A 17796-nucleotide genomic window follows, 5' to 3' on the forward strand; every position below is an offset into this window, starting at 1 on the left:
GCGCGCCACCGGCTGGTGGAGTGCCACCCACGCGGGCCACGACGGGGGTTCACCGCTGGACGGCGAGGAGATCGACCTCGGCGGCAGCCGTGCCGCCAACGCACGCTCGCGCGCCGGGAGTTGGCCGGCAGGTGGTGCGGCTGCTCCGCGACTGACGCACCGTCAGTCGCGGGGCGGGGCGGCGGACTCCACGGGGAGCAGGACGCGGCGGAGCATGGCGGAGAGGGTGTGGCGTTCGGCCGGGGTGAGGGGTGCCAGGAGGCGGAGTTCCTCGTCACCCACGGCGTCGATGGCGCCCAGCCAGGCCGCGCGTCCGGCCTCGGTCAGCTCCACGTCCACCCGGCGGCGGTCGGTGGGCGAGGGCGTACGGCGGACGAAGCCGCGGCCGTGCAGCCCGTCGAGGCGGCCGGTGACGGAGGCGGGGGCGAGGTCGAGGTCGGCCGCGAGCGCGGAGGGGGTGGCGCCGCCGCCGCGGCCCGCGAGGGCCTGGAGCGTGTCGTACTCGTGCTTCTGGAGGTCGTAGTCCGCGAGCGACTGCTCGTGGACCCGCTTGAGGTGGGTGACGAGCCGCTGCATGCGCGTGACGGCACCCTCGACGTCGGGGTCGAGCCCCTCAAGGACGGCGCTCCAGCGTGCGACGTGGCGGTCGGTCCAGTCCTGGTGCTGCGGCGTCATGGCAGGCATCGTACTTCGCGGGGAGAGGAATTTCGTTGACGAATAATTCGGTACCGAAATACATTCTCCGTCATGGCCCCCTCACCTCTGCGCGACCGCAACTTCCGGCTGCTCTTCGCGGGCCGCTCCCTTGCCCTCCTCGGCGAGGCGGTGATCCCGGTCGCCCTCACCCTCGCCGTCCTGCGCGTCAGCGACTCCCCCTCCGCGCTCGCCCTCGTGCTGGCGTGCGCGATGGCGCCCAAGCTCGTGCTGCTGCCGGTGGGCGGCGTGGTCGCCGACCGCTTCAACGCCCGTACGGTGATGCTGACCAGCGCGCTGGTCCGGGGGGCCGCACAACTGCTGGTCGGCGTGCAGCTGTTGAGCGGCGAGCCCTCCCTGGCGCTGATCGCGGGCGCGGAGGTGGTGAGCGGGGCCGCCGCCGCGTTCGCCATGCCGTCGATGGCCCCGCTGGTGACCGGCACCATCGCGGAGGGCACCCGGCAGCAGGCCAACGCCCTGCTGGGCATGGCGGGCAGCGTCGCCCGGCTGGGCGGACCGGCGCTGGGCGCGCTGCTGGTCTGGGCGGCGGGGCCGGGCGGCGCGTTCCTGCTGGACGGGCTGGTGCTCGCGCTGAGCGCGCTCTTCCTCGCCCCGCTGCGGGTGCGGCACGTGAAACCGCCGAAGCGGTCGTTCCGCGCCGACCTGGTGGCGGGCTGGTCGGAGGTGCGCTCCCGCGACTGGTACTGGACGAGCCTGATCGTGCACGCGGTGTGGAACTTCACCTCCAGCGTGATGATGGTGCTGGGCCCGGCCATCGCCGTCCGCGAACTGGGCGGTGAGGGCGTGTGGGCGGCCGTGCTCCAGGCCGGGGCGATCGGACTGCTGCTCGGCTCGCTGCTCGCGGGCCGCGTCCGGCCCCGGCGCCCCGTGCTGGCGGCCAACCTGGGCGGCACGCTCTTCGCGCTCCCGCTCGCCCTGCTGGCCGCCGGTGCGCCCGCCCCGCTGCTGATCGGCGGCTACGCGGTGGCGATGATCGGGCTCGGCTTCCTCAACCCGGTCTGGGAGACCGCTGTGCAGAGCGTGATCCCGCCGGCCGCGCAGGCGCGCGTGACCTCGTACGACTGGCTGGTCTCGTTCGGCGCGATGCCGCTGGGTTACGCGCTGGCGCCGCTCGCCGCCGAGGCGTGGGGGCCGGGTGTGCCGCTGGCGGCCTGCGCGGTGCTGGTGGGGGCCTCCTGCCTGGCGACGGCGGCGGTGCCGGGCGTACGGCGGTTCACACTGCCGCCGGGCGGGGGCGACGGGGCTGCCGCGACGGAGCCCGCCGGCGGCGCGGACCGCGCCCGGCGGCCGGTGGCGTGACGTCACACTCCCGCCACAATGCGCGCGCACGTGCTGCCCGCCGGGGTCCGCCGCTGACACGATGTCCTCCATGGACACCCCGAACCCCTACGGCGCGCCCGGCTACGGGCCGCCCCCCGGCTACGGGCCGCTGTACGGTCCCCCGCCCGGCTACCGGGAGCCCGCCGGCCCGGGGCAGCCGTACGGCTTCGGACAGCCGTACGACGCGCCCCCGCCGGGCGGCGGCCCCGCCGGGGGCGGCACGGTGCGGCTGGCCCTCGGGGACATCGCGATCGTCGACGACCAGATCGTCACCCCCGGCGGGCCGCTCCCGCTCAGGGGCGCGGTCTGGACGGCCACCGACATGTCGCGCACCGACGAGCGCATCCCGCCGCACGCGATCGTGCTGGCCGTCGTCTTTTTCGCCTTCTGCCTGCTGGGCCTGCTCTTCCTGCTGATGAAGGAGCGCGTGACGATCGGCTTCGTGCAGGTCTCGGTGAGCAGCGGCGGTCGATACCACACCACGATGGTGCCGGTGGACAACCCGGCGACCGTGGGCCTGGTCATGGGCCACCTCCAGTACGCCCGCTCGCTCAGCGTCTGAGCGCACATCGGCGGGTCACCCGGTGTGCGGCCCGCCCGCCGCCTCCGGCCCGCCGGTGCCCAGGGGTGCAGCGCGGCGCAGCGTACGGATCGCCGGGATCGCGAACAGCGCCGTGCAGCCCGCCAGGCAGGCGCCCGCCGACACCAGCAGGAGCCGCTCCGGGGAGGCCAGCGCGAGGGCCGGGCCCGCCACGATCTGGCCGATCGCGATCCCGGAGACCGATCCGGCCAGTTCGTACGCGGAGACCCGGTTGAGCGCCTCCGGCGGGGTGTGGGTCTGCACGCTGGTCGCCCACATCACCGACCAGAACGCCATGGCGCCGCCGCCGAGGACGTGGCCCGCCAGCAGCAGCGGCAGCCCGGCGCCCAGCGCCACGCAGAGCGGCAGCACGGTGTACAGCGCCATCGCCACCGCGCCCGCCGCCAGCGGCCGGGCCGGGCGCACCCGCAGCGCGACCAGCCCGCCGAGCGCCGTACCGATGCCGAGGCAGGAGACCGCCACGCCGTAGGCGTTCGCGCCGAGCCGCTCGCCGACCAGCTCCGAGCTGAGCGGCACCAGCGGGCCGAAGACCAGCACGCCGTAGACCATCCAGATCAGGATCACCGCCCACATCCAGGTGCGGGAGCGGAACTCGTACCAGCCCTGGCGCAGGTCGCGTCGGAGTGCGCCGCCGGTGCGGGCCGGGGAGCCGGTGCCCGCTGCAGGGCGGGTGGGCGCGGCGGACGGCGCGAACCGGATGAGCCCCAGGCACAGGGCGCTGAGCGCGAAGGTGGCGGCGTCGATCGTGTAGACCGTCCCGGCGCCGACGAGCACGATCAACATCCCGGCCAGGGCGGGGCCGAGCAGGTGGGCCAGCGCGTCGGCCACCTTGAGCGTGGCGTTGGCGCGCTGCGGCTCGCGGGCGACCAGCGGGACCATCCCGTTCACCCCGGGCAGGAACATCGCGACGGCCGCTCCGGCCAGCGCCGCCATGGTCACCAGCAGCCAGAAGGGCGGCGTCCCGGCGAAGAACGCGACGGCCAGCACCCCTTGGGTGGCCACCCGGACGAGGTCCGCGTAGACCATCATCCGGCGCGCGCCGAACCGGTCGGCGAGCACCCCGCCGAAGAGGACCAGGACGACGAACGTCCCGGTCCAGGTGCCCAGGACGAAGCCGACACCGGAGATCCCGTACAGCGCGCCCACGGCGATCGCGGCGGCCACCGGCATCATCGCGTCGCCGAGCAGCGAGACCGTGCGGGCGATGAAGTACAGCGTGAAGCGCCGGTCCCACAGTGGGGGCTGGGCGGTCGGGCGCGGGGTCGGGGGAAGGGTCTGCGTACACGTCTGTGCGGTGGTCACTCCACAGATATTGGTCTGCACCAATAGACTCTCCCCAGTGTCCTGAACGACATGAAGGGGTACTTTCGCGCCATGACGTCTCGCACACAGCCGCAGCCCCCGGCACCGCACCGGGTGGTGGCCCTGCTGGAGCCGCCGCAGTCGACCCTCGCGCTGGCCTGCGCGGCCGAGGTGTTCGGCGACCACGGCCCGGCGATCCCCGCCCGCTACACGTTCGGGATCTGCGCCGAGCGACCCGGACCGCTGCGCACCCAGGCGGGGTACGACCTGATGGTGACGGCGGGCCTGGAGGCGCTGGAGCAGGCGGACACCGTGCTGGTCCCCGGCTGGCGGCAGCAGGGCGACCCCGAGGTGCCCCCGCCGGTGGTCGCGGCGGTCCGCCGGGCGCACGAGCGCGGCGCGCGGATCGCCGGGATCTGCTCGGGCGCCTTCGTGCTCGCCGCCGCCGGGCTGCTGGACGGCCGCCGCGCCGCCACCCACTGGGGCCGTACGGCCGAGCTGGCCGCCCGCTTCCCGCGGGTCCGGGTCGATCCCGGGGTGCTCTACGTGGACCACGGCGACGTCGCCACCAGCGCCGGATCGGCGGCCGGGGTGGACCTGTGCCTGCACCTGGTGCGCGCCGACCACGGCGCCGCGTACGCGATGCGGATCGCCCGCCAGATGGTGATGCCGCCGCACCGCGAGGGCTGCCAGTTGCAGTACGCGGAGATGCCCACCTCCGGGCCCGTCCCCGACTCGCTGGCCCCGCTGATGGAGTGGCTCTCCAAGCGCCTGGACCAGCGGGTCAGCGTGGCCGAGATGGCGGCCTGCACGCAGATGTCGGCGCGCACGCTGACCCGTCGCTTCTCCGAGCAGCTGGGCGTCAGTCCCGCCCGCTGGGTGCTGGACCAGCGGATCGCCGCCACGCGGGTGCTGCTGGAGGAGACCGACCTGCCGGTGGAGACCATCGCGCACCGCGTGGGCCTCTCCTCGGCCGTCAACCTGCGCCGCCGCTTCCACGAGGCCCTGCACACCACGCCCGCCGCCTACCGGCGCACCTTCCGCCCCAACGGGGCGGGGCAGGCGGACGGGGCCGGGCCGCCGTCCGTCACGCCTGCGGGGAGGCCAGCGTCACGACCGTGATGTCGGACTGCGCCCCCACCCGCACCGGCGGCCCCCACGCCCCCGCGCCCCGGCTGACGTACAGCTGGGTGTCGCCGTAGCGCTCCAGCCCCGCGACGGTGGGGTTGGCGAGCGCGGCCACGTAGTTGGCGGGCCACAGCTGCCCGCCGTGGGTGTGGCCGGAGAGCTGGAGGCCGACGTGGTGGTCGACGGCGTCGTGGATCTGCACCGGCTGATGCGCGAGCAGTACGGAGGCCCGCGCCGGGTCCCGTCCGCCGAGCGCCTTCTTGAAGTCCGGCCCCTCCCCCTCGCTCTCGCCCGCGAGGTCGTTGACCCCGGCCAGGTCGAACGCGGGCAGCTCGGTGCGGGCGTTCTCCAGCGTGTGGATGCCCATGTCGCGGAGGTAGGCGATCCAGGGCGCGGGGTCGCCCGCGAAGTACTCGTGATTGCCGGTGACGAAGTACGTGCCGTCCCGGGAGCGGAGCCGGGCCAGCGGCCGGGCCGCGGGGCCGAGGTCCTCGACGGTGCCGTCGATCAGGTCGCCGACGATGGCGACCAGGTCGGGCTGGGTGCCGTTGATCGCGTCGACCACGCGCTGGGCGTGCGACCGGCCGAGGATCGGGCCGAGGTGGATGTCGCTGACCACCGCGATGCGGTAGCCGTGCCCGCTGCGCGGCAGCTTGGCCAGGGGCACGGTGACGCGCTTGACGGCGGGGCCGTTGAGGACGCTGTACGTGCCGAGGCCGACGGTGGCGGCCGAGACGGCGGCGGCGCCGACCGCGACCGTACGGGCGACGAAGAGGCGGCGGGAGGGCGGCACTGCGTCGGCGGCAGCGGGGCTCGCCGGGGCGCCCGCCGCGTCCGGGCCGTCCGCGCCGTCCCGAAGGCCGTCGCCGTCACCGTCACCGCCGCCGTCACCGTCCGCGCCCGCCGGAGCCGCGTCCGCCGTGCGCCGCTCGTCCCGGCGGGCCAGGAACCACCGCAGCAGCGGCCGTACCAACTCGCCGACCAGCAGCGCCAGCAGCAGGTACATCAGCACCGCGAGCCACAGGAACCCCGGCCAGGCGAGTATCCGCTCCAGCCAGAACGGCGCACCGCCCCGCCCGGTGACGAAGGTCGCGACGGTGAGGAGCGGCAACGCGAAGACCAGCACCGTGCCGGTGCGGCGCCACCAGCCGCCCGGCCGGGAAACGTCGCGAACAAGCCGTCGCCACAGGTACCAGTGCGCCCCCGCAAGCAGTGCCAGGACCGCCAGTGCGACCAGCACGAACACGACGATCACGCGCGCTCCCCCGTCGTGGCCCGCAGCGCGCGCAGCCCCCGCCAGCCCAGCACGCCGATCGCCGTACCCAGCCCGAAGGAGGTGATCGCGAGCAGCAGATGCACCCAGAAGTACCCGGTCGGGTCACCCGCGTCGTCGAAGGCGAGCCCGCTGCCGTCCTTCCAGAGGTTCTTGGCGAAGGTGATCCACACGAACCACGACCACACCCCGAAGCAGAGCAGGAACCAGGAGACAGGCCGGGTGAGAACGCGCGGACGCGGGGGTGTCCCCCCGGAAGGCTGGTGCATAAAGGCAAGTATGGCTATCGGCCTAATCTGATCGCTGATGGGGGCTACTGTGTCGCCCGAGCACCCCGCAGCGCCCCGTTCGGACTTGTGTGCCTGTACGTTCAACGGGTGCCGACGACTTCCTCCGCCGTACGCCGTCCTCGCCGTGCCCTGCCGCTGGCCGCCGCGGCTGCCGCATTCCTGACACCCCTGCTGCTGGTGCCGGGCGCACACGCGGCCCCGGGCGACGACGACAAGCCCGCGCCCGCGCCGCCCGCGAAGATGTCCACCCTCGGCGGCGCGCGCCTCGGCCAGTCCGGCACCCAGGTCGACCCGCGCCCGGCGGCGGACGCACCCGCGCTGCCCAAGAAGCTGACGGCGCGCTCGTGGATCGTCTCGGACGCGGAAACCGGCCATGTGCTGGCCTCGCACAACGCGCACTGGCCGCTGCCCCCCGCCAGCACGCTGAAGATGCTCTTCGCCGACACCGTGCTGCCGCACTTCCCCAAGGACCAGAAGTACAAGGTCAAGCGTTCCGACCTGGAGGGCATGGGTGAGGGCAGCAGCCTGGTCGGCGTCAAGGAGGGCCTGACCTACACCGTGCAGGACCTGTGGCGGGGCGTCTTCCTGCGCTCGGGCAACGACGCGGTGCACGTGCTGTCCGCGATGAACGAGGGCAAGGCCAACACCGTCCGGGAGATGAACGCCCGGGCGAAGCAGCTGCGCGCCCTGGACACCCACGTGGTGTCGCCGGACGGGTACGACATGCCGCGTCAGGTCTCCTCGGCGTACGACCTGTCGCTGATCGCCCGCGCCGGGATGCAGAACGAGGACTTCCGCACGTACGCCTCGACGGTGCGCGCGAAGTTCCCCGGCGGCTTCGCGAAGGACGACAAAGACGACAAGGACGACGAGAAGGACAAGGGCTCCGACGAGAGCGGCAAGAAGCGCGAGTACTTCGAGATCCAGAACACCAACCGGCTGCTCACCGGGGACGTCGGCCTCGACCCGTACCCGGGCATCGCCGGAGTGAAGAACGGCACCACCTCCAAGGCGGGCAGCACCTTCACCGGTGTCGCCGAGCGCGACGGCCGGGTGCTGCTGGTCACCGTCCTGCACCCCGAGGGCGGCCCGCTCAAGGTCTACCGCGAGACCGCCAAGCTCTTCGACTGGGGCTTCGCCGCGGCCGACAAGGTGCGTCCGGTGGGCGAGCTGGTGCCGCCCGCCGAGGGCGGGTCCGGCGGCTCCCCCGGTGACGCGGGGGGCAGCGGCAAGAACGGCGACACCGCGCCGGCCGGCGGCCCCGGCGAGGCGTCGGCCGCCCAGGCGGAGCCGCGCGCCGAGGGCTCCCCGGGCGGTGTCAGCGTCCCGCTCGGCATCACGGGCTGCGCCCTGGCGGTGCTGGGGGTCGGAGGCTACGTGGTGCACCGCCGCTGGCCGCTGCCGGAGCTGTCCCGGGGGCTGCGCCGCCGCGGCGACGGGAAGTAGCCGGACACGCGGCACCTCCCGTACGGACGGCACCCGCACACGCGGCGGACGGCCGGCTGACGCCCCGGGGCGGACCTCTCCCCCGGGGCATCAGCCGGCCGTCAGACCGTCAGCCCCACGTCATACCCCTCTCCTACTGTTCACCGCGACAGGCCGGAACACAGGCCGGAGCAACAGGCCGGCGCGACCGTCCCACCCGGACGCCGGACGACACGGCGCCGTACTCCCACCCGGTCGCAGTGACGAGAAGGAGACAAGCGCGTGGCATCTCACGAAGTGGCCGAGAGAAACCTGCGGAACGGCATCGAAGCCAGCGGCCCCGCCCCCGACCTGGCCGCCGCGGCGGCCCTGCTGGAGATGGGCGACCGCGTCGGCGTCGTCGCGCACCTCAGCAGCGAGACCGTCCTGGACGCGCGGGAGACGGCCGCCGCCACCGACCTGCCCGAGCCCGCGCTGATCCGCTACCTGGACGCCCTGGAGTCGGCGGGCCTCGTCCTCAAGGAGGGCGAGGGCCGCTACCGCGGCTGCCCCGACTTCGAGACCGTGCGGCACCAGGCCGGGTACGTCTCCTGGACGATGAACGCCAACCGGCCCTTCGTCGAGCACGCCCGGGAGTTCTTCACCGACTGGGAGAAGGCCGCCGAGACCTACGTGCGCGACTACCGCGAGGTCGCGGTCAGTTCGCAGTGGATGGGGTCGCACGCCTTCTACCCGACCGCGTTCGACACGATCGTGGACGCCAAGCCCAGCAAGGTGGTCGACCTGGGCGCGGGGACCTGCCGCCTGCTGATCGACGTCCTCAACGCCGTGCCGGGTTCCACCGGGATCGGCCTGGACTTCGCCGCCGACGCCTGCCGGGCCGCCGAGACGGCCGTCGCGCAGGCGGGCCTGTCCGACCGGATCGGCGTGCTGGAGCGCACCATCGAGTCGGTGGCCGACGACCCCGGCTTCCTCGCCGGGGCGGACGTCATCCACGCGGGCTTCGTCTTCCACGACATGCTGCCGGAGCAGGAGAAGACCTTCGAGGCGGTGCTCGCCAACTGCCGCGACCAGCTCGCCCCCGGCGGCTTCCTCGCCATCACCGACGCCGTGCCGTACCTGCGCAACGACCGGGAGCGCCGGTTCAGCGCCGCGGTCTCCTACTTCCACGGGGAGTTCATGCGACGGCGGCTGCTCAGCGAGGACGAGTGGCTGGGCAAGCTGCGCGACGCGGGCTTCTCCGACGTCCAGGCGATCACCCACGCCTTCCCCACCGGCCGTCTCTTCCTCGCGAAGCGCTGACCGGACCGTACCGATGAGCATCGACACCACGAACGGCGCCGGCCCTCCCGCCGTCGCCCTTCACGCCCGCCCGGCGCCCTCCTCCGCCGCACGGCGCCGGGCGGCGGCCGCCGGGGCGAACTTCGGCGAGGTGTTCACCGACCACATGGTGACCGCGCGGTGGTCCGCCGACCGCGGCTGGCACGACGCCGTCCTCGCCCCGCTCGCCCCGCTGGAGCTGAGCCCCGCCACGGTGGCCCTGCACTACGGCCAGAGCGTGTTCGAGGGCTTCAAGGCGCACGGCCGCTCTCCCGACCGGGCCGCCGTCTTCCGGCCCGAGGCACACGCCCGCCGCCTCGCCGACTCGGCGCGGCGGCTGGCCCTGCCTCAGCTGCCGGCCGAACTCTTCCTCGCCGCCACCGAGGCCCTCGTCCGGCAGGACATGGACTGGGTCCCGCAGGGCGAGGACGAGAGCCTCTACCTGCGGCCCGTGCTGTTCGCGTCCGAGTCGCACCTGGGCCTGCGGCCCGCGCGCGCCTGCCTGTTCGTCCTCCTCGCCTTCCCCACCGGCAACTTCTTCGGCGCGGGCGGGCGCCCGGTGACGGTGGCGGTCTCCGAGGAGTACGTGCGCGCCGCCCCCGGGGGCACCGGTGCGGCCAAGTTCGGCGGGAACTACGCCGGTACGTACCTCGCCCAGGAGGACGCCGCCCGCCGGGGCGCGGACCAGGTGGTCTGGCTGGACGCGGCCGAGCGCCGCTGGGTGGAGGAACTGGGCGGGATGAACCTGTTCTTCGTCCACGGCGAGGGGGACCGGGCCGAACTGGTCACCCCGTCGCTGACCGGCACCATCCTGCCCGGCGTCACCCGGGACACGCTGCTGACCCTCGCCCGCGACCTGGGGTACCGGGTCACCGAGGCCCGGGTGTCGCTCGACGGATGGCGGCAGGACTGCGCCGACGGCCGGATCACGGAGGTCTTCGCGTGCGGGACCGCCGCCCGGGTCACCCCGGTCGGGCGCGTGCTGGAGGCGGACGGGGAGTGGACGGTCGGCGACGGCACGCGGGGGCCGGTCAGCTCCCGGCTGTCCGCGGCGCTGGCCGCCGTACACCGCGGGGAGGCGGCCGACCCGCACGGCTGGTGCCACCTCGTGGACCGCTGAGCGGCTGCCGCCCGCGCGGGCACCCGTCCGCGCGGGCCCGCGGCCCCTACGGTCCCTGGGGCAGCAGGCGGCGCTCCTCGACGGTTTCGATCGCCTCCTTGAGCTGGGTCGACAAGTTGCGGACCGACGAGAGCAACGTCTGCTGCTGCGAGGTGAGTTCGCTCACCTGCCGCCGCAGCCGGCGCAGCTCCGCCTCCACCGGCGACTCCGCCGCCCGGGGCTCCGCCGCGCGGGCGGCGGAGCGGGCGTCGCGCCCTGCCCGTACGGCACCCGGCGCGGACGGTACGGTCGGCGCCGTCGGCACGGCCGGGCGGGCCTGCGTGGCGGCACCGGTCGCTGCGGCCGGAGCGGCCGGGCCCGCCGCGCGCAGCGTGATCCGACGGCGCTCCCGGGCCTCGCGGACCGCGCGGATCTCGCCGTGCGGTTCGAGCAACTCCGGTGCGTGGGTGAGGATCTGCTGCATCCGCTGATGCAGCGCGGGCACCGGGGTGACCCCGAGTTCGTCGGCCAGGCGACGGCGGACGCGTTCGTAGACGCCCAGTGCCTGTGCCTGCCTGCCGGACCGGTAGAGGGCGACCATCAGCTGGTCGTAGAAGCGTTCGCGCAGCGGGTGCGCGCGGGTCAGCTCCTCCAGTTCGGAGATGACCCCGGGCTGCGTGCCGCCGTGCAGCGAGACGTCGTAGAGGAGTTCCAGGGCGCTGAGCCGCGCCTCCTCCCACATCGCCGCCCCGGCGGAGCAGAGGGGGCCCCGGCTGCCCTGGAGGGCCGGGCCGCGCCAGAGCTTCAGCGCGTCGCGGAGCGTGCGCTCCGCCCGCACCGGGTCCTGGTCGGCCAGCCGGCGCGCCTGCTCGACGGCGCGGGCGAAGCGCCCGCTGTCCGTCTCGGCGGGGTCGGCGCGCAGCGCGTAGCCGGACTCCTCGGTGACCAGGCACTGCGAGGAGCCGTCCGCCTCGCCGCCGAGCTGGTCCAGCGTCCGGCGTAGGCGGTAGATCTGCGCCTGGAGGGCGTTGGCGGTGGACGGGGGCCGCCGCGCGTCCCCCCAGATCTCGTCGCTGAGCTGCTCGGCGGAGACCGCGGAGCCGCACCGGAGGACGAGCGCGCCCAGCAGGGTGCGCTGCTTCTGGCTGCCGAGGGCGACCCTGCGCCGGTTGACGTCGTCGTACAGCTCCGTCGGTCCCAGAACTCTGAACTTCACGCCTTCTCCCACCGTGGTCAAGAAGCCCGTTCCCTGGATAGTGGATGTGCGGGCGCCCGCTGCGGGCGCCCGCCGAGTAGTCGGGGTGGTGGCGGGGGTGCCGGGGGTGCCGGGGGTGCCGGACGGTCAGCCGCCCGGCAGCAGGCCGTCCCGCACCCGCAGCCGGTCCACCTTGCCGCTGGCGGTGCGCGGAAGCGGCTCGGAGACCAGCTCCAGGACCGCGGGGAGGGCCGCGCGCACCAGGCGCCCGGCACAGTACTGACGCAGCGCCAGTACGGACGCCGCCCCCGGCCCGGTCAGGCGCAGGCGCGCGTGCAGCCGGTGCCCGGCGAGCGGGTCGGGCAGCGCGACGACGGCGGCCTCGGCGACCCCGGGGTGGTCGAGCAGGACCCGCTCGACGTTCTGCGGATTGACCTGGATGCCGCGGACCTTGACCTGGAGGTCCGTGCGCCCGGCGACGCTCAGCGCGCCGTCCTCGTGCCGCTGGACGAGGTCGCCGGAGCGGTAGTAGGTCAGTCCGGGCAGGCCGTCGGGGTGCGTGCCGTACTTGCCCGTCGCGGGGGCGTTGAGGTAGCCGGCGGACTGGTAGGGGGTGTGTACCAGCAGCTCGCCCTCGCCGGGGCCCGTCATGGCACGCCCGTCGGGGCCCTCCAGCAGCCAGTGCACGCCGTCCAGCGGCTCGCCGATCGGCAGCGGGGAGCGGGGCGGGCGGTCGCGCGGCAGCTCGTAGAGGAAGCTGTTGTTCGTCTCGGTCGTGCCGTACATGTTGTACCGGCGGGCGGCGGGGAAGACGCGGGGCAGCGCCTCCAGCGTGCGCGAGGGCAACTTGTCGCCGTGGAAGAAGACATGGCGGGGGGAGGTCAGCGGCCCGCTCTGCCCGGTCGCCTCGGCCAGCAGCTGGAAGAGCATCGGGACGCCCTGGATGACCTCGACCGCGTGGCCGGCGATCAGGTCGCGCAGGTGGTCGGGGAAGGTGGCGCGGTCCGGGTCGACCATCACCACGGTGCCGCCGTGGGCGAGGGTGGTCCACACGTCCAGCAGGCAGACGTCGAAGCTGAGCGGCGCGTGGTTGAGGACGCGGGTGCCGACGGTGATGCCGAAGGTGTCCGCGCCCCACCGGAGGAAGCGGTCCACCGCGCCGTAGGAGTGCGGCACCAGCTTGCTGGGGCCGGTGGAGCCGGAGGTGGTGGAGATGAAGCCGACGGTGTCGGCGGACACCTTGGCGGGCTCGCGGTCGGGCTCGGGCTCGCGGCCGGGGCCGGAGCCGGAGTCGGGGCCGGAGTCGGGGCCGTGCGGGTCGACGACGTGGTCCACCAGCGGCCCCGCGCTCAGGCCCAGGACCGCGCCGCAGCGCGACTGGGCGCACAGGCGGCGCAGCGGCTCCGCCGGCAGGTCCACCGGGGGCAGCAGGAAGCCGCGTCCGGCGTACAGGGCGCCCAGGATGACCCCGACCGCCTCCGGGGACTCCGCCAGCGACAGCGCCACCGGGCGTTCCGGGTCCGGTGACACCTCCTCGATCCGGGTCCGCGCCCGGCGGGCCATGGCGTGCAGCTCGCCGTAACTGACGTGCCGGTCCTGCCAGATGAGTGCGGTGGCCGTGGGCCGGATCGTGACCTGCTGTCGGATCGCGTCCACCAGTGCCGTCATGCCGGGTCTCCCGCCGAGGCGTCGGCCGCGGTCCGCTGGATGGCCGCGACCGAACGGAAGTTGCGGATGTTGACCGCGGACTCCGCCAGCTGCACGCCGTGTTCGCGCCGGAGCCAGGCGACGACGTGCAGCACGCCGAGGCTGTCGATCACCCCGGTGGTCAACAGGTCGTACTCCGCCTCGAGTTCCTCCGCGGCGACGCCCGGCAGGAACCGTTCCACGACGAACCGGGCGATCTCCTGCGCGGGGATCGCGGCGGAGGCCACCGTGGCGGCCTCGGACTCGGGGGACATAGTGCTTCCTCTCTCCGGCGGACGCGGCACTCCGGGCGCGCCCCGTCCTGTCAGATCTCGATCAGCGTGCAGACCCAGTGCATGCCCGGAGCGCCGACGCCCGCGAGCGCGACGACGTCCCCGAGGCCGAGATCGCCGTCCTCGATGTGCTGCCACAGGCAGACGAGCTGGTCCGCGGTGCCCATGTGGCCCAGCGAGCGGGCCAGTCGGGCGTTGGTGCGGTCGATCGGTACGCCGACGGCGTCGGCCGCCTCCTGGATCGCCTGCTGGTTGTCGTTCAGGAAGATCAGCCGGGCCAGGTCGGTCCGGTCGCGCCCGGCGCGGCGTAACGCCTCGTCCACGACCGCGCCGACGTTCTCGTTGATCTCCTTGAGGAAGAGTTCGAACCGCTCGGGGTCCCAGTCGAAGTGGCGGTAGACCGAGGCCAGCGGGTCGACGTCGAGGTGCGTCTGCCCCTCTGGCGGGACGGGTACGGCGGCGCCCCCGTACTCGATGCGGTAGAGGTCGACGTAGGCGGGCCGGGTCAGGTGCGCGGAGGACAGCCTGCGCAGCCTGGGGTGGCCGCGCCGCAGGACCGCGGCGACGGCGCCGTCGCTGCCGACGGTGGGGTTGAAGGCCATCCGGTTGCTGTGCGCCTCGCTGATGACGTTGACCATGACCGTCAGCACGGTCTCGGTCTCCCCTTCGAGCGCCATGGCGCCCGCCGCGTGGTCGAGCGCCAACGACCAGGCGGCGCAGGCCTGGGTGAAGAGCACCGTGGGCGTGTCCGTGGCGCCCAGTTCGCGGGCGACCGCGGCGGAGGGGTCCCAGCCGAGGTAGTCGGGGACGTCGGAGATGCCGACGATGATCAAGTCCACGTCGGCGACGGACAGTTCGGCGTTCTCCAGCGCCTCACGGGCCGCCGCGGCACCGAGGGCCGCGGTGGCGCCCGGTCCGGTGGCGCGGTGGTACGTCTGGTAGCCCCAGCCGAGGACGACCTCGGGATCGGGGACGTACTCCCCCGCCGTCGCGGCGACGTCGCGCCGTTCGCCGAACGCGGTGCCGGTGGTGACGATCCCCAGCCGGTCGGCGGAATCCGCCCGTCGTCCTTCCGCTGCCACGTGACCAGACTCCTCACATCGGGGTGACAGAACAGTCTTCGGACCGGCGCCGGGGCCGGTGCCGTCCTTACGTCCGCTCGCCCTCGGGGGCCTCGGGGGCCTCGGGGCCGCCCCCGGCGTGCCGTTCGGCAGCTGACGCGCCGCCGGGCAGCGGCAGCGGCTCCACCTCGGAGATCGGGGTGTCCAGAATCCGCAGCCGCTTCCGCCAGTGGTGCAGCGCGAGGGCCAGCAGCGCCATGCAGCCCGCCAGGATCAGTACGGCGACGCTCACGCCCAGCGAGTCCGCGAGGAACCCGGCGCCCAGCGGGCCGATCCACTGCACGGACTGCATGCAGAAGCGGTTCATGGAGGCGACGCGGCCCAGGTACTCGTCGGGGACGAGGCGTACCTCGTAGGACTCGGTCACCACGTTCAGCGGCACCATGCTGATCATGCCGAACATCAGCACCACGCCGACCTGCCACGGCTCGGGCACGAAACCCACCACGGCGAACGACACGACGAACGCCCAGGCGGCGAGGACCAGCACCTTGCGGGCGCCCATCCGCCGCATCAGCTCCGGCCCGATGACGGCGCCGATGACGCCGCCCAGGAGCGCCATCGAGGTCGCGACGCCGACCGCCGCGGGTCCGCCGCCGCGTTCGTGCACGAGCACGATGAACAGCAGGATGACGCCCTCCGCCACCACGTTCAGGAGCGCGCCCCAGATGATCGTGAAGACGAGGTAGTCGCTGCGCCGCACCATGCGTACGGCGTCCGCCATGTCGGAGCGGACCGTGGCACGGGGCCCGGGCTGCTTGTCGGGGCCCAGGGGGCGGCGGATGAGCAGGGCGCCCAGGCTGAGGAAGAGGAAGGAGAGCGCGTCGAAGAGGAACGGCACCCAGCGGAAGAGCGAGAAGAGCACACCGCCCAGCGGCGCCCCCGCCATCTCGGCGACCATGTCGCGGCCCATCCCCTGCGCGGTGGCGCTGGCCACCTGCTCCCTGGGCACCAGGCGGCGCAGCGCGGAGAGGGCCACCCCGCTGCCCAGCCCGGCGGCCAGGCCGCCGGCCAGCGAGAGCCCGCACAGCGCCGGGATCGAGGGGTCGCCCCGGTAGACGAGCAGGGCCATGCTGCCCATGGACAGCGCCTGCACCAGCGGGGTGACCGCCATGATGGCCCGCCGGGACACCCGGTCCGAGAGGACACCGCCGAGCGCGGTGGTGGCCAGGACGCCCACCATGTGCGAGGCGGTCACGCTGCCGGCCTGGGCCGCGGAACCGGTGGTGTAGATGATCAGCAGCGGGAAGGCGATGGCCGAGACGCTGCTGCCCAGCTTGGAGATGCCGCTCGCCGTCCACCAGAACATGTAGTCGCGGTTCTTCCACAGCGACGGGGGTTTCGGCGGTGGGCTCTCGGCCTCGGCGGGACGCATGTGCGCCGTGGTCATCCGACCCCCATCCGCTGAATCACCGCGCCCACTGGGCCTGTCGCCAGGGCCTCGTCCTGAGGCCCACCGGCTCTGACAGGGATGCTGGTCGATGCGTCACCGGTGGTGCCAGGCAGAGCACCGGCAACTCGGCTCGGCAACTCACCTCGGCAAGTTGCCGCCGGCGCGCAGGGGGCGTCCCGCCGTCAGATCCAGACCCGCTTCGCGGCGCGGTACCCGGCCTCGAAGCGGCTGCTGGCGTCCAGCCGGGCGGACAGGTCGGCGACCATACGGCGCACGGTGCGCAGCGAGACACCCAGGCGCCGGCGCACCGCGTCGTCGGTGAGCCCCCGGGAGAGCAGCCGCAGCAACTCCCGCTCCTGCGGGCTGAGTCCGTGCTCGTCGCGTTCGGTGTCGGTGGTCAGGGGCACGCCCTTGCTCCAGACCTCCTCGAAGAGCGCCGTCATCGCCGCGACGGTGCCCTGCGTGGTGAGGTGTACGGCGCCGCCGCCGGGGTCGGAGACGTCCACCGGCAGCAGTGCCTCCGCACGGTCCACCACGATCATCGGCACCGCGAGGGAGGGGACGGTGCGCACCCAGGTCAGGGCGGAACGCCGGGCGATCCGCTGGTCGTTGCGGATGCTGTCGGTCGAGACCACGCGCATCGAGACGCCGCCGCGGCGTACCTGCCAGTCCAGCCGCCAGGCGTAGTGGAGCCAGCCCGCGGAGGCGGCGCCGCCCTGTACGCAGGCCACGATCTCGTGCTCCGCACCGGAGATGAGGGCGAGCAGCCGTTCGTTGACCGCGTCGCGGCCGACCACGTACTCGCCGCTGGCGCCCGTGCCGCCGGGGTGCCGCTCGCGGTGGCGGTCGAGCAGCCCGAGCACGGCCGCGCGGTCCTCCTCGAAGTCGGCCAGGCGGGATTCGAAGGCGGAGATCTGCCGCAGCAGCAGCGCCGTCAGACCGAGGCGCGGATCGACCAACTGCCCGACGCCGTCACCGTAGAGGCGCAGCAGGTCCAGATCTTCCAGGCGTTTGAGCGCGGTCCGCACGGTCTCGACGGGCAGCGCCAGATGCGCGGACAGCTCTTCGGCGTCCTGCCACTGGCGAGTCAGCATGCACTGGTACACAGTCTCCGCGTGGCCGTCCAAGCCCAAGCGCTGCAACACCGTACGCCCCCTAGCATGCCCGTGAGCCCTCGCCGGGCCACCCCGCAGAGAATCGTTTGGTCACACGAGGGGGATGGACGGCGACGTTCCACAGCACACCCTACGGAGACTCAGCGTTCCACAGTAGTACCGCGGTGATGCAAGTGTGAAGATCATCCTACCGACGATCCGGATTATCCGCACAACCACCCCACATCCTGCCGGGAAGTTGCCGGTTCTGCCGGTGGACCGCCACTGGTGTGGACCCCCGCCCTCCATCGACGGGCACCGATCCCGGGGCCGACCAGGAACACCCGCTATCACGCCGCCACTTCACGAAACGGTGACACAGCAGTGGCACGGCCGTCGCCGAAACCATATTCCCCGGGTAGCCATTCCTGTGGTATAGACCGCTGGACGAGTCGGCCCGCAAGTTGCGTTGAACCGATACACCCATGAATTCCACACCGAGTAATCCCGGATTAAAGTACCCACTTGGCGGCCCTTGATCA

16 protein-coding genes are annotated in these 17796 nt (G+C 73.7%); 6 read left to right on the plus strand and 10 right to left on the minus strand.

Going from position 1 to position 17796, the window contains the following annotated elements; genetic code table 11:
• Nucleotides 1–162: 162 nt before the first annotated feature.
• Nucleotides 163–675, minus strand: a complete 513-nt coding sequence (locus tag H299_RS0121830) for a MarR family winged helix-turn-helix transcriptional regulator (RefSeq protein ID WP_486587365.1) — start codon at nt 673–675, stop codon at nt 163–165.
• A gap of 72 nt (nt 676–747) precedes the next feature.
• On the opposite strand from H299_RS0121830, the gene H299_RS0121835 reads away from it, so the two are divergent.
• Nucleotides 748–2013 carry an MFS transporter gene (locus H299_RS0121835; protein ID WP_027750142.1) on the plus strand — a complete coding sequence of 422 codons (1266 nt, stop codon included), beginning with the start codon at nt 748–750 and terminating at the stop codon, nt 2011–2013.
• Between the two features lie 70 nt (nt 2014–2083).
• The gene (locus H299_RS39695; RefSeq protein WP_027750143.1) at nt 2084–2596 is read left to right on the plus strand and encodes a hypothetical protein; all 513 of its coding nucleotides are present in this window, start codon (nt 2084–2086) and stop codon (nt 2594–2596) included.
• Nucleotides 2597–2611: 15 nt separating this feature from the next.
• On the opposite strand, the gene H299_RS35495 is transcribed toward H299_RS39695, so the two are convergent.
• Nucleotides 2612–3937 carry an MFS transporter gene (locus tag H299_RS35495; RefSeq protein WP_486587366.1) on the minus strand — a complete coding sequence of 442 codons (1326 nt, stop codon included), beginning with the start codon at nt 3935–3937 and terminating at the stop codon, nt 2612–2614.
• Between the two features lie 72 nt (nt 3938–4009).
• On the opposite strand from H299_RS35495, the gene H299_RS35500 reads away from it, so the two are divergent.
• On the plus strand, nt 4010–5059 hold the full coding sequence (locus tag H299_RS35500) for a helix-turn-helix domain-containing protein (protein ID WP_051262709.1): 1050 nt from the start codon (nt 4010–4012) through the stop codon (nt 5057–5059).
• On the opposite strand, the gene H299_RS0121855 is transcribed toward H299_RS35500, so the two are convergent.
• A complete protein-coding gene (locus tag H299_RS0121855) occupies nt 5025–6320 on the minus strand; it encodes a metallophosphoesterase (protein ID WP_027750144.1) in 1296 nt (431 codons plus the stop codon). The two genes, H299_RS35500 and H299_RS0121855, sit on opposite strands and share 35 nt — an antisense overlap.
• The gene (locus tag H299_RS40560) at nt 6317–6607 is read right to left on the minus strand and encodes an SCO4848 family membrane protein (RefSeq protein WP_051262710.1); all 291 of its coding nucleotides are present in this window, start codon (nt 6605–6607) and stop codon (nt 6317–6319) included. The genes H299_RS0121855 and H299_RS40560 overlap by 4 nt, the downstream gene beginning before the upstream one ends.
• Nucleotides 6608–6715: 108 nt before the next feature.
• Between H299_RS40560 and H299_RS0121865 the strand changes: the two genes are divergently transcribed.
• From H299_RS0121865 to H299_RS0121875, 3 genes are all read left to right on the plus strand, one after another.
• A complete protein-coding gene (locus H299_RS0121865) occupies nt 6716–8074 on the plus strand; it encodes a D-alanyl-D-alanine carboxypeptidase family protein (RefSeq protein WP_486587367.1) in 1359 nt (452 codons plus the stop codon).
• 261 nt (nt 8075–8335) lie between these two features.
• Nucleotides 8336–9355 carry a methyltransferase gene (locus H299_RS0121870; protein ID WP_051262711.1) on the plus strand — a complete coding sequence of 340 codons (1020 nt, stop codon included), beginning with the start codon at nt 8336–8338 and terminating at the stop codon, nt 9353–9355.
• A gap of 13 nt (nt 9356–9368) precedes the next feature.
• Complete coding sequence (locus H299_RS0121875) at nt 9369–10493, plus strand: branched-chain amino acid aminotransferase (protein ID WP_037759984.1); 1125 nt, start codon at nt 9369–9371, stop codon at nt 10491–10493.
• A 46-nt stretch (nt 10494–10539) separates the two neighbouring features.
• Here the strand turns inward: H299_RS0121875 and H299_RS35505 are convergent, their stop codons facing one another.
• From H299_RS35505 to H299_RS0121905, 6 genes are all read right to left on the minus strand, one after another.
• Nucleotides 10540–11688, minus strand: coding sequence for an AfsR/SARP family transcriptional regulator (locus H299_RS35505; protein WP_051262712.1), 1149 nt, complete (start codon nt 11686–11688; stop codon nt 10540–10542).
• Nucleotides 11689–11814: 126 nt separating this feature from the next.
• A complete protein-coding gene (locus H299_RS0121885; RefSeq protein WP_037759987.1) occupies nt 11815–13335 on the minus strand; it encodes an AMP-binding protein in 1521 nt (506 codons plus the stop codon).
• Entirely contained in the window at nt 13332–13628 is a 297-nt protein-coding gene (locus tag H299_RS0121890; RefSeq protein ID WP_027750150.1) for a phosphopantetheine-binding protein, read from the minus strand. Before H299_RS0121890 ends, H299_RS0121885 begins: the two co-directional genes overlap by 4 nt.
• Nucleotides 13629–13678: 50 nt before the next feature.
• Entirely contained in the window at nt 13679–14728 is a 1050-nt protein-coding gene (locus H299_RS0121895) for a 3-oxoacyl-[acyl-carrier-protein] synthase III C-terminal domain-containing protein (protein ID WP_051262713.1), read from the minus strand.
• Nucleotides 14729–14795: 67 nt separating this feature from the next.
• Nucleotides 14796–16157, minus strand: coding sequence for an MFS transporter (locus H299_RS35510; RefSeq protein WP_486587368.1), 1362 nt, complete (start codon nt 16155–16157; stop codon nt 14796–14798).
• A gap of 185 nt (nt 16158–16342) precedes the next feature.
• Nucleotides 16343–17254: a helix-turn-helix domain-containing protein gene (locus H299_RS0121905; RefSeq protein WP_158692370.1), complete on the minus strand. Its 912-nt coding sequence runs from the start codon at nt 17252–17254 to the stop codon at nt 16343–16345.
• Nucleotides 17255–17796 lie beyond the last annotated feature (542 nt).

Source organism: Streptomyces sp. CNH287 (assembly GCF_000424825.1).

Excerpts from the sequence above, each read along its gene's own strand:
- H299_RS0121830 (WP_486587365.1), bottom strand. The coding sequence starts at position 675 with ATGACGCCGCAGCACCAGGACTGGACCGACCGCCACGTCGCACGCTGG.
- H299_RS0121835 (WP_027750142.1), top strand. The coding sequence starts at position 748 with ATGGCCCCCTCACCTCTGCGCGACCGCAACTTCCGGCTGCTCTTCGCG.
- H299_RS39695 (WP_027750143.1), top strand. The coding sequence starts at position 2,084 with ATGGACACCCCGAACCCCTACGGCGCGCCCGGCTACGGGCCGCCCCCC.
- H299_RS35500 (WP_051262709.1), top strand. The coding sequence starts at position 4,010 with ATGACGTCTCGCACACAGCCGCAGCCCCCGGCACCGCACCGGGTGGTG.
- H299_RS40560 (WP_051262710.1), bottom strand. The coding sequence starts at position 6,607 with ATGCACCAGCCTTCCGGGGGGACACCCCCGCGTCCGCGCGTTCTCACC.
- H299_RS0121875 (WP_037759984.1), top strand. The coding sequence starts at position 9,369 with ATGAGCATCGACACCACGAACGGCGCCGGCCCTCCCGCCGTCGCCCTT.
- H299_RS0121885 (WP_037759987.1), bottom strand. The coding sequence starts at position 13,335 with ATGACGGCACTGGTGGACGCGATCCGACAGCAGGTCACGATCCGGCCC.
- H299_RS0121890 (WP_027750150.1), bottom strand. The coding sequence starts at position 13,628 with ATGTCCCCCGAGTCCGAGGCCGCCACGGTGGCCTCCGCCGCGATCCCC.
- H299_RS35510 (WP_486587368.1), bottom strand. The coding sequence starts at position 16,157 with ATGACCACGGCGCACATGCGTCCCGCCGAGGCCGAGAGCCCACCGCCG.
- H299_RS0121905 (WP_158692370.1), bottom strand. The coding sequence starts at position 17,254 with ATGCTGACTCGCCAGTGGCAGGACGCCGAAGAGCTGTCCGCGCATCTG.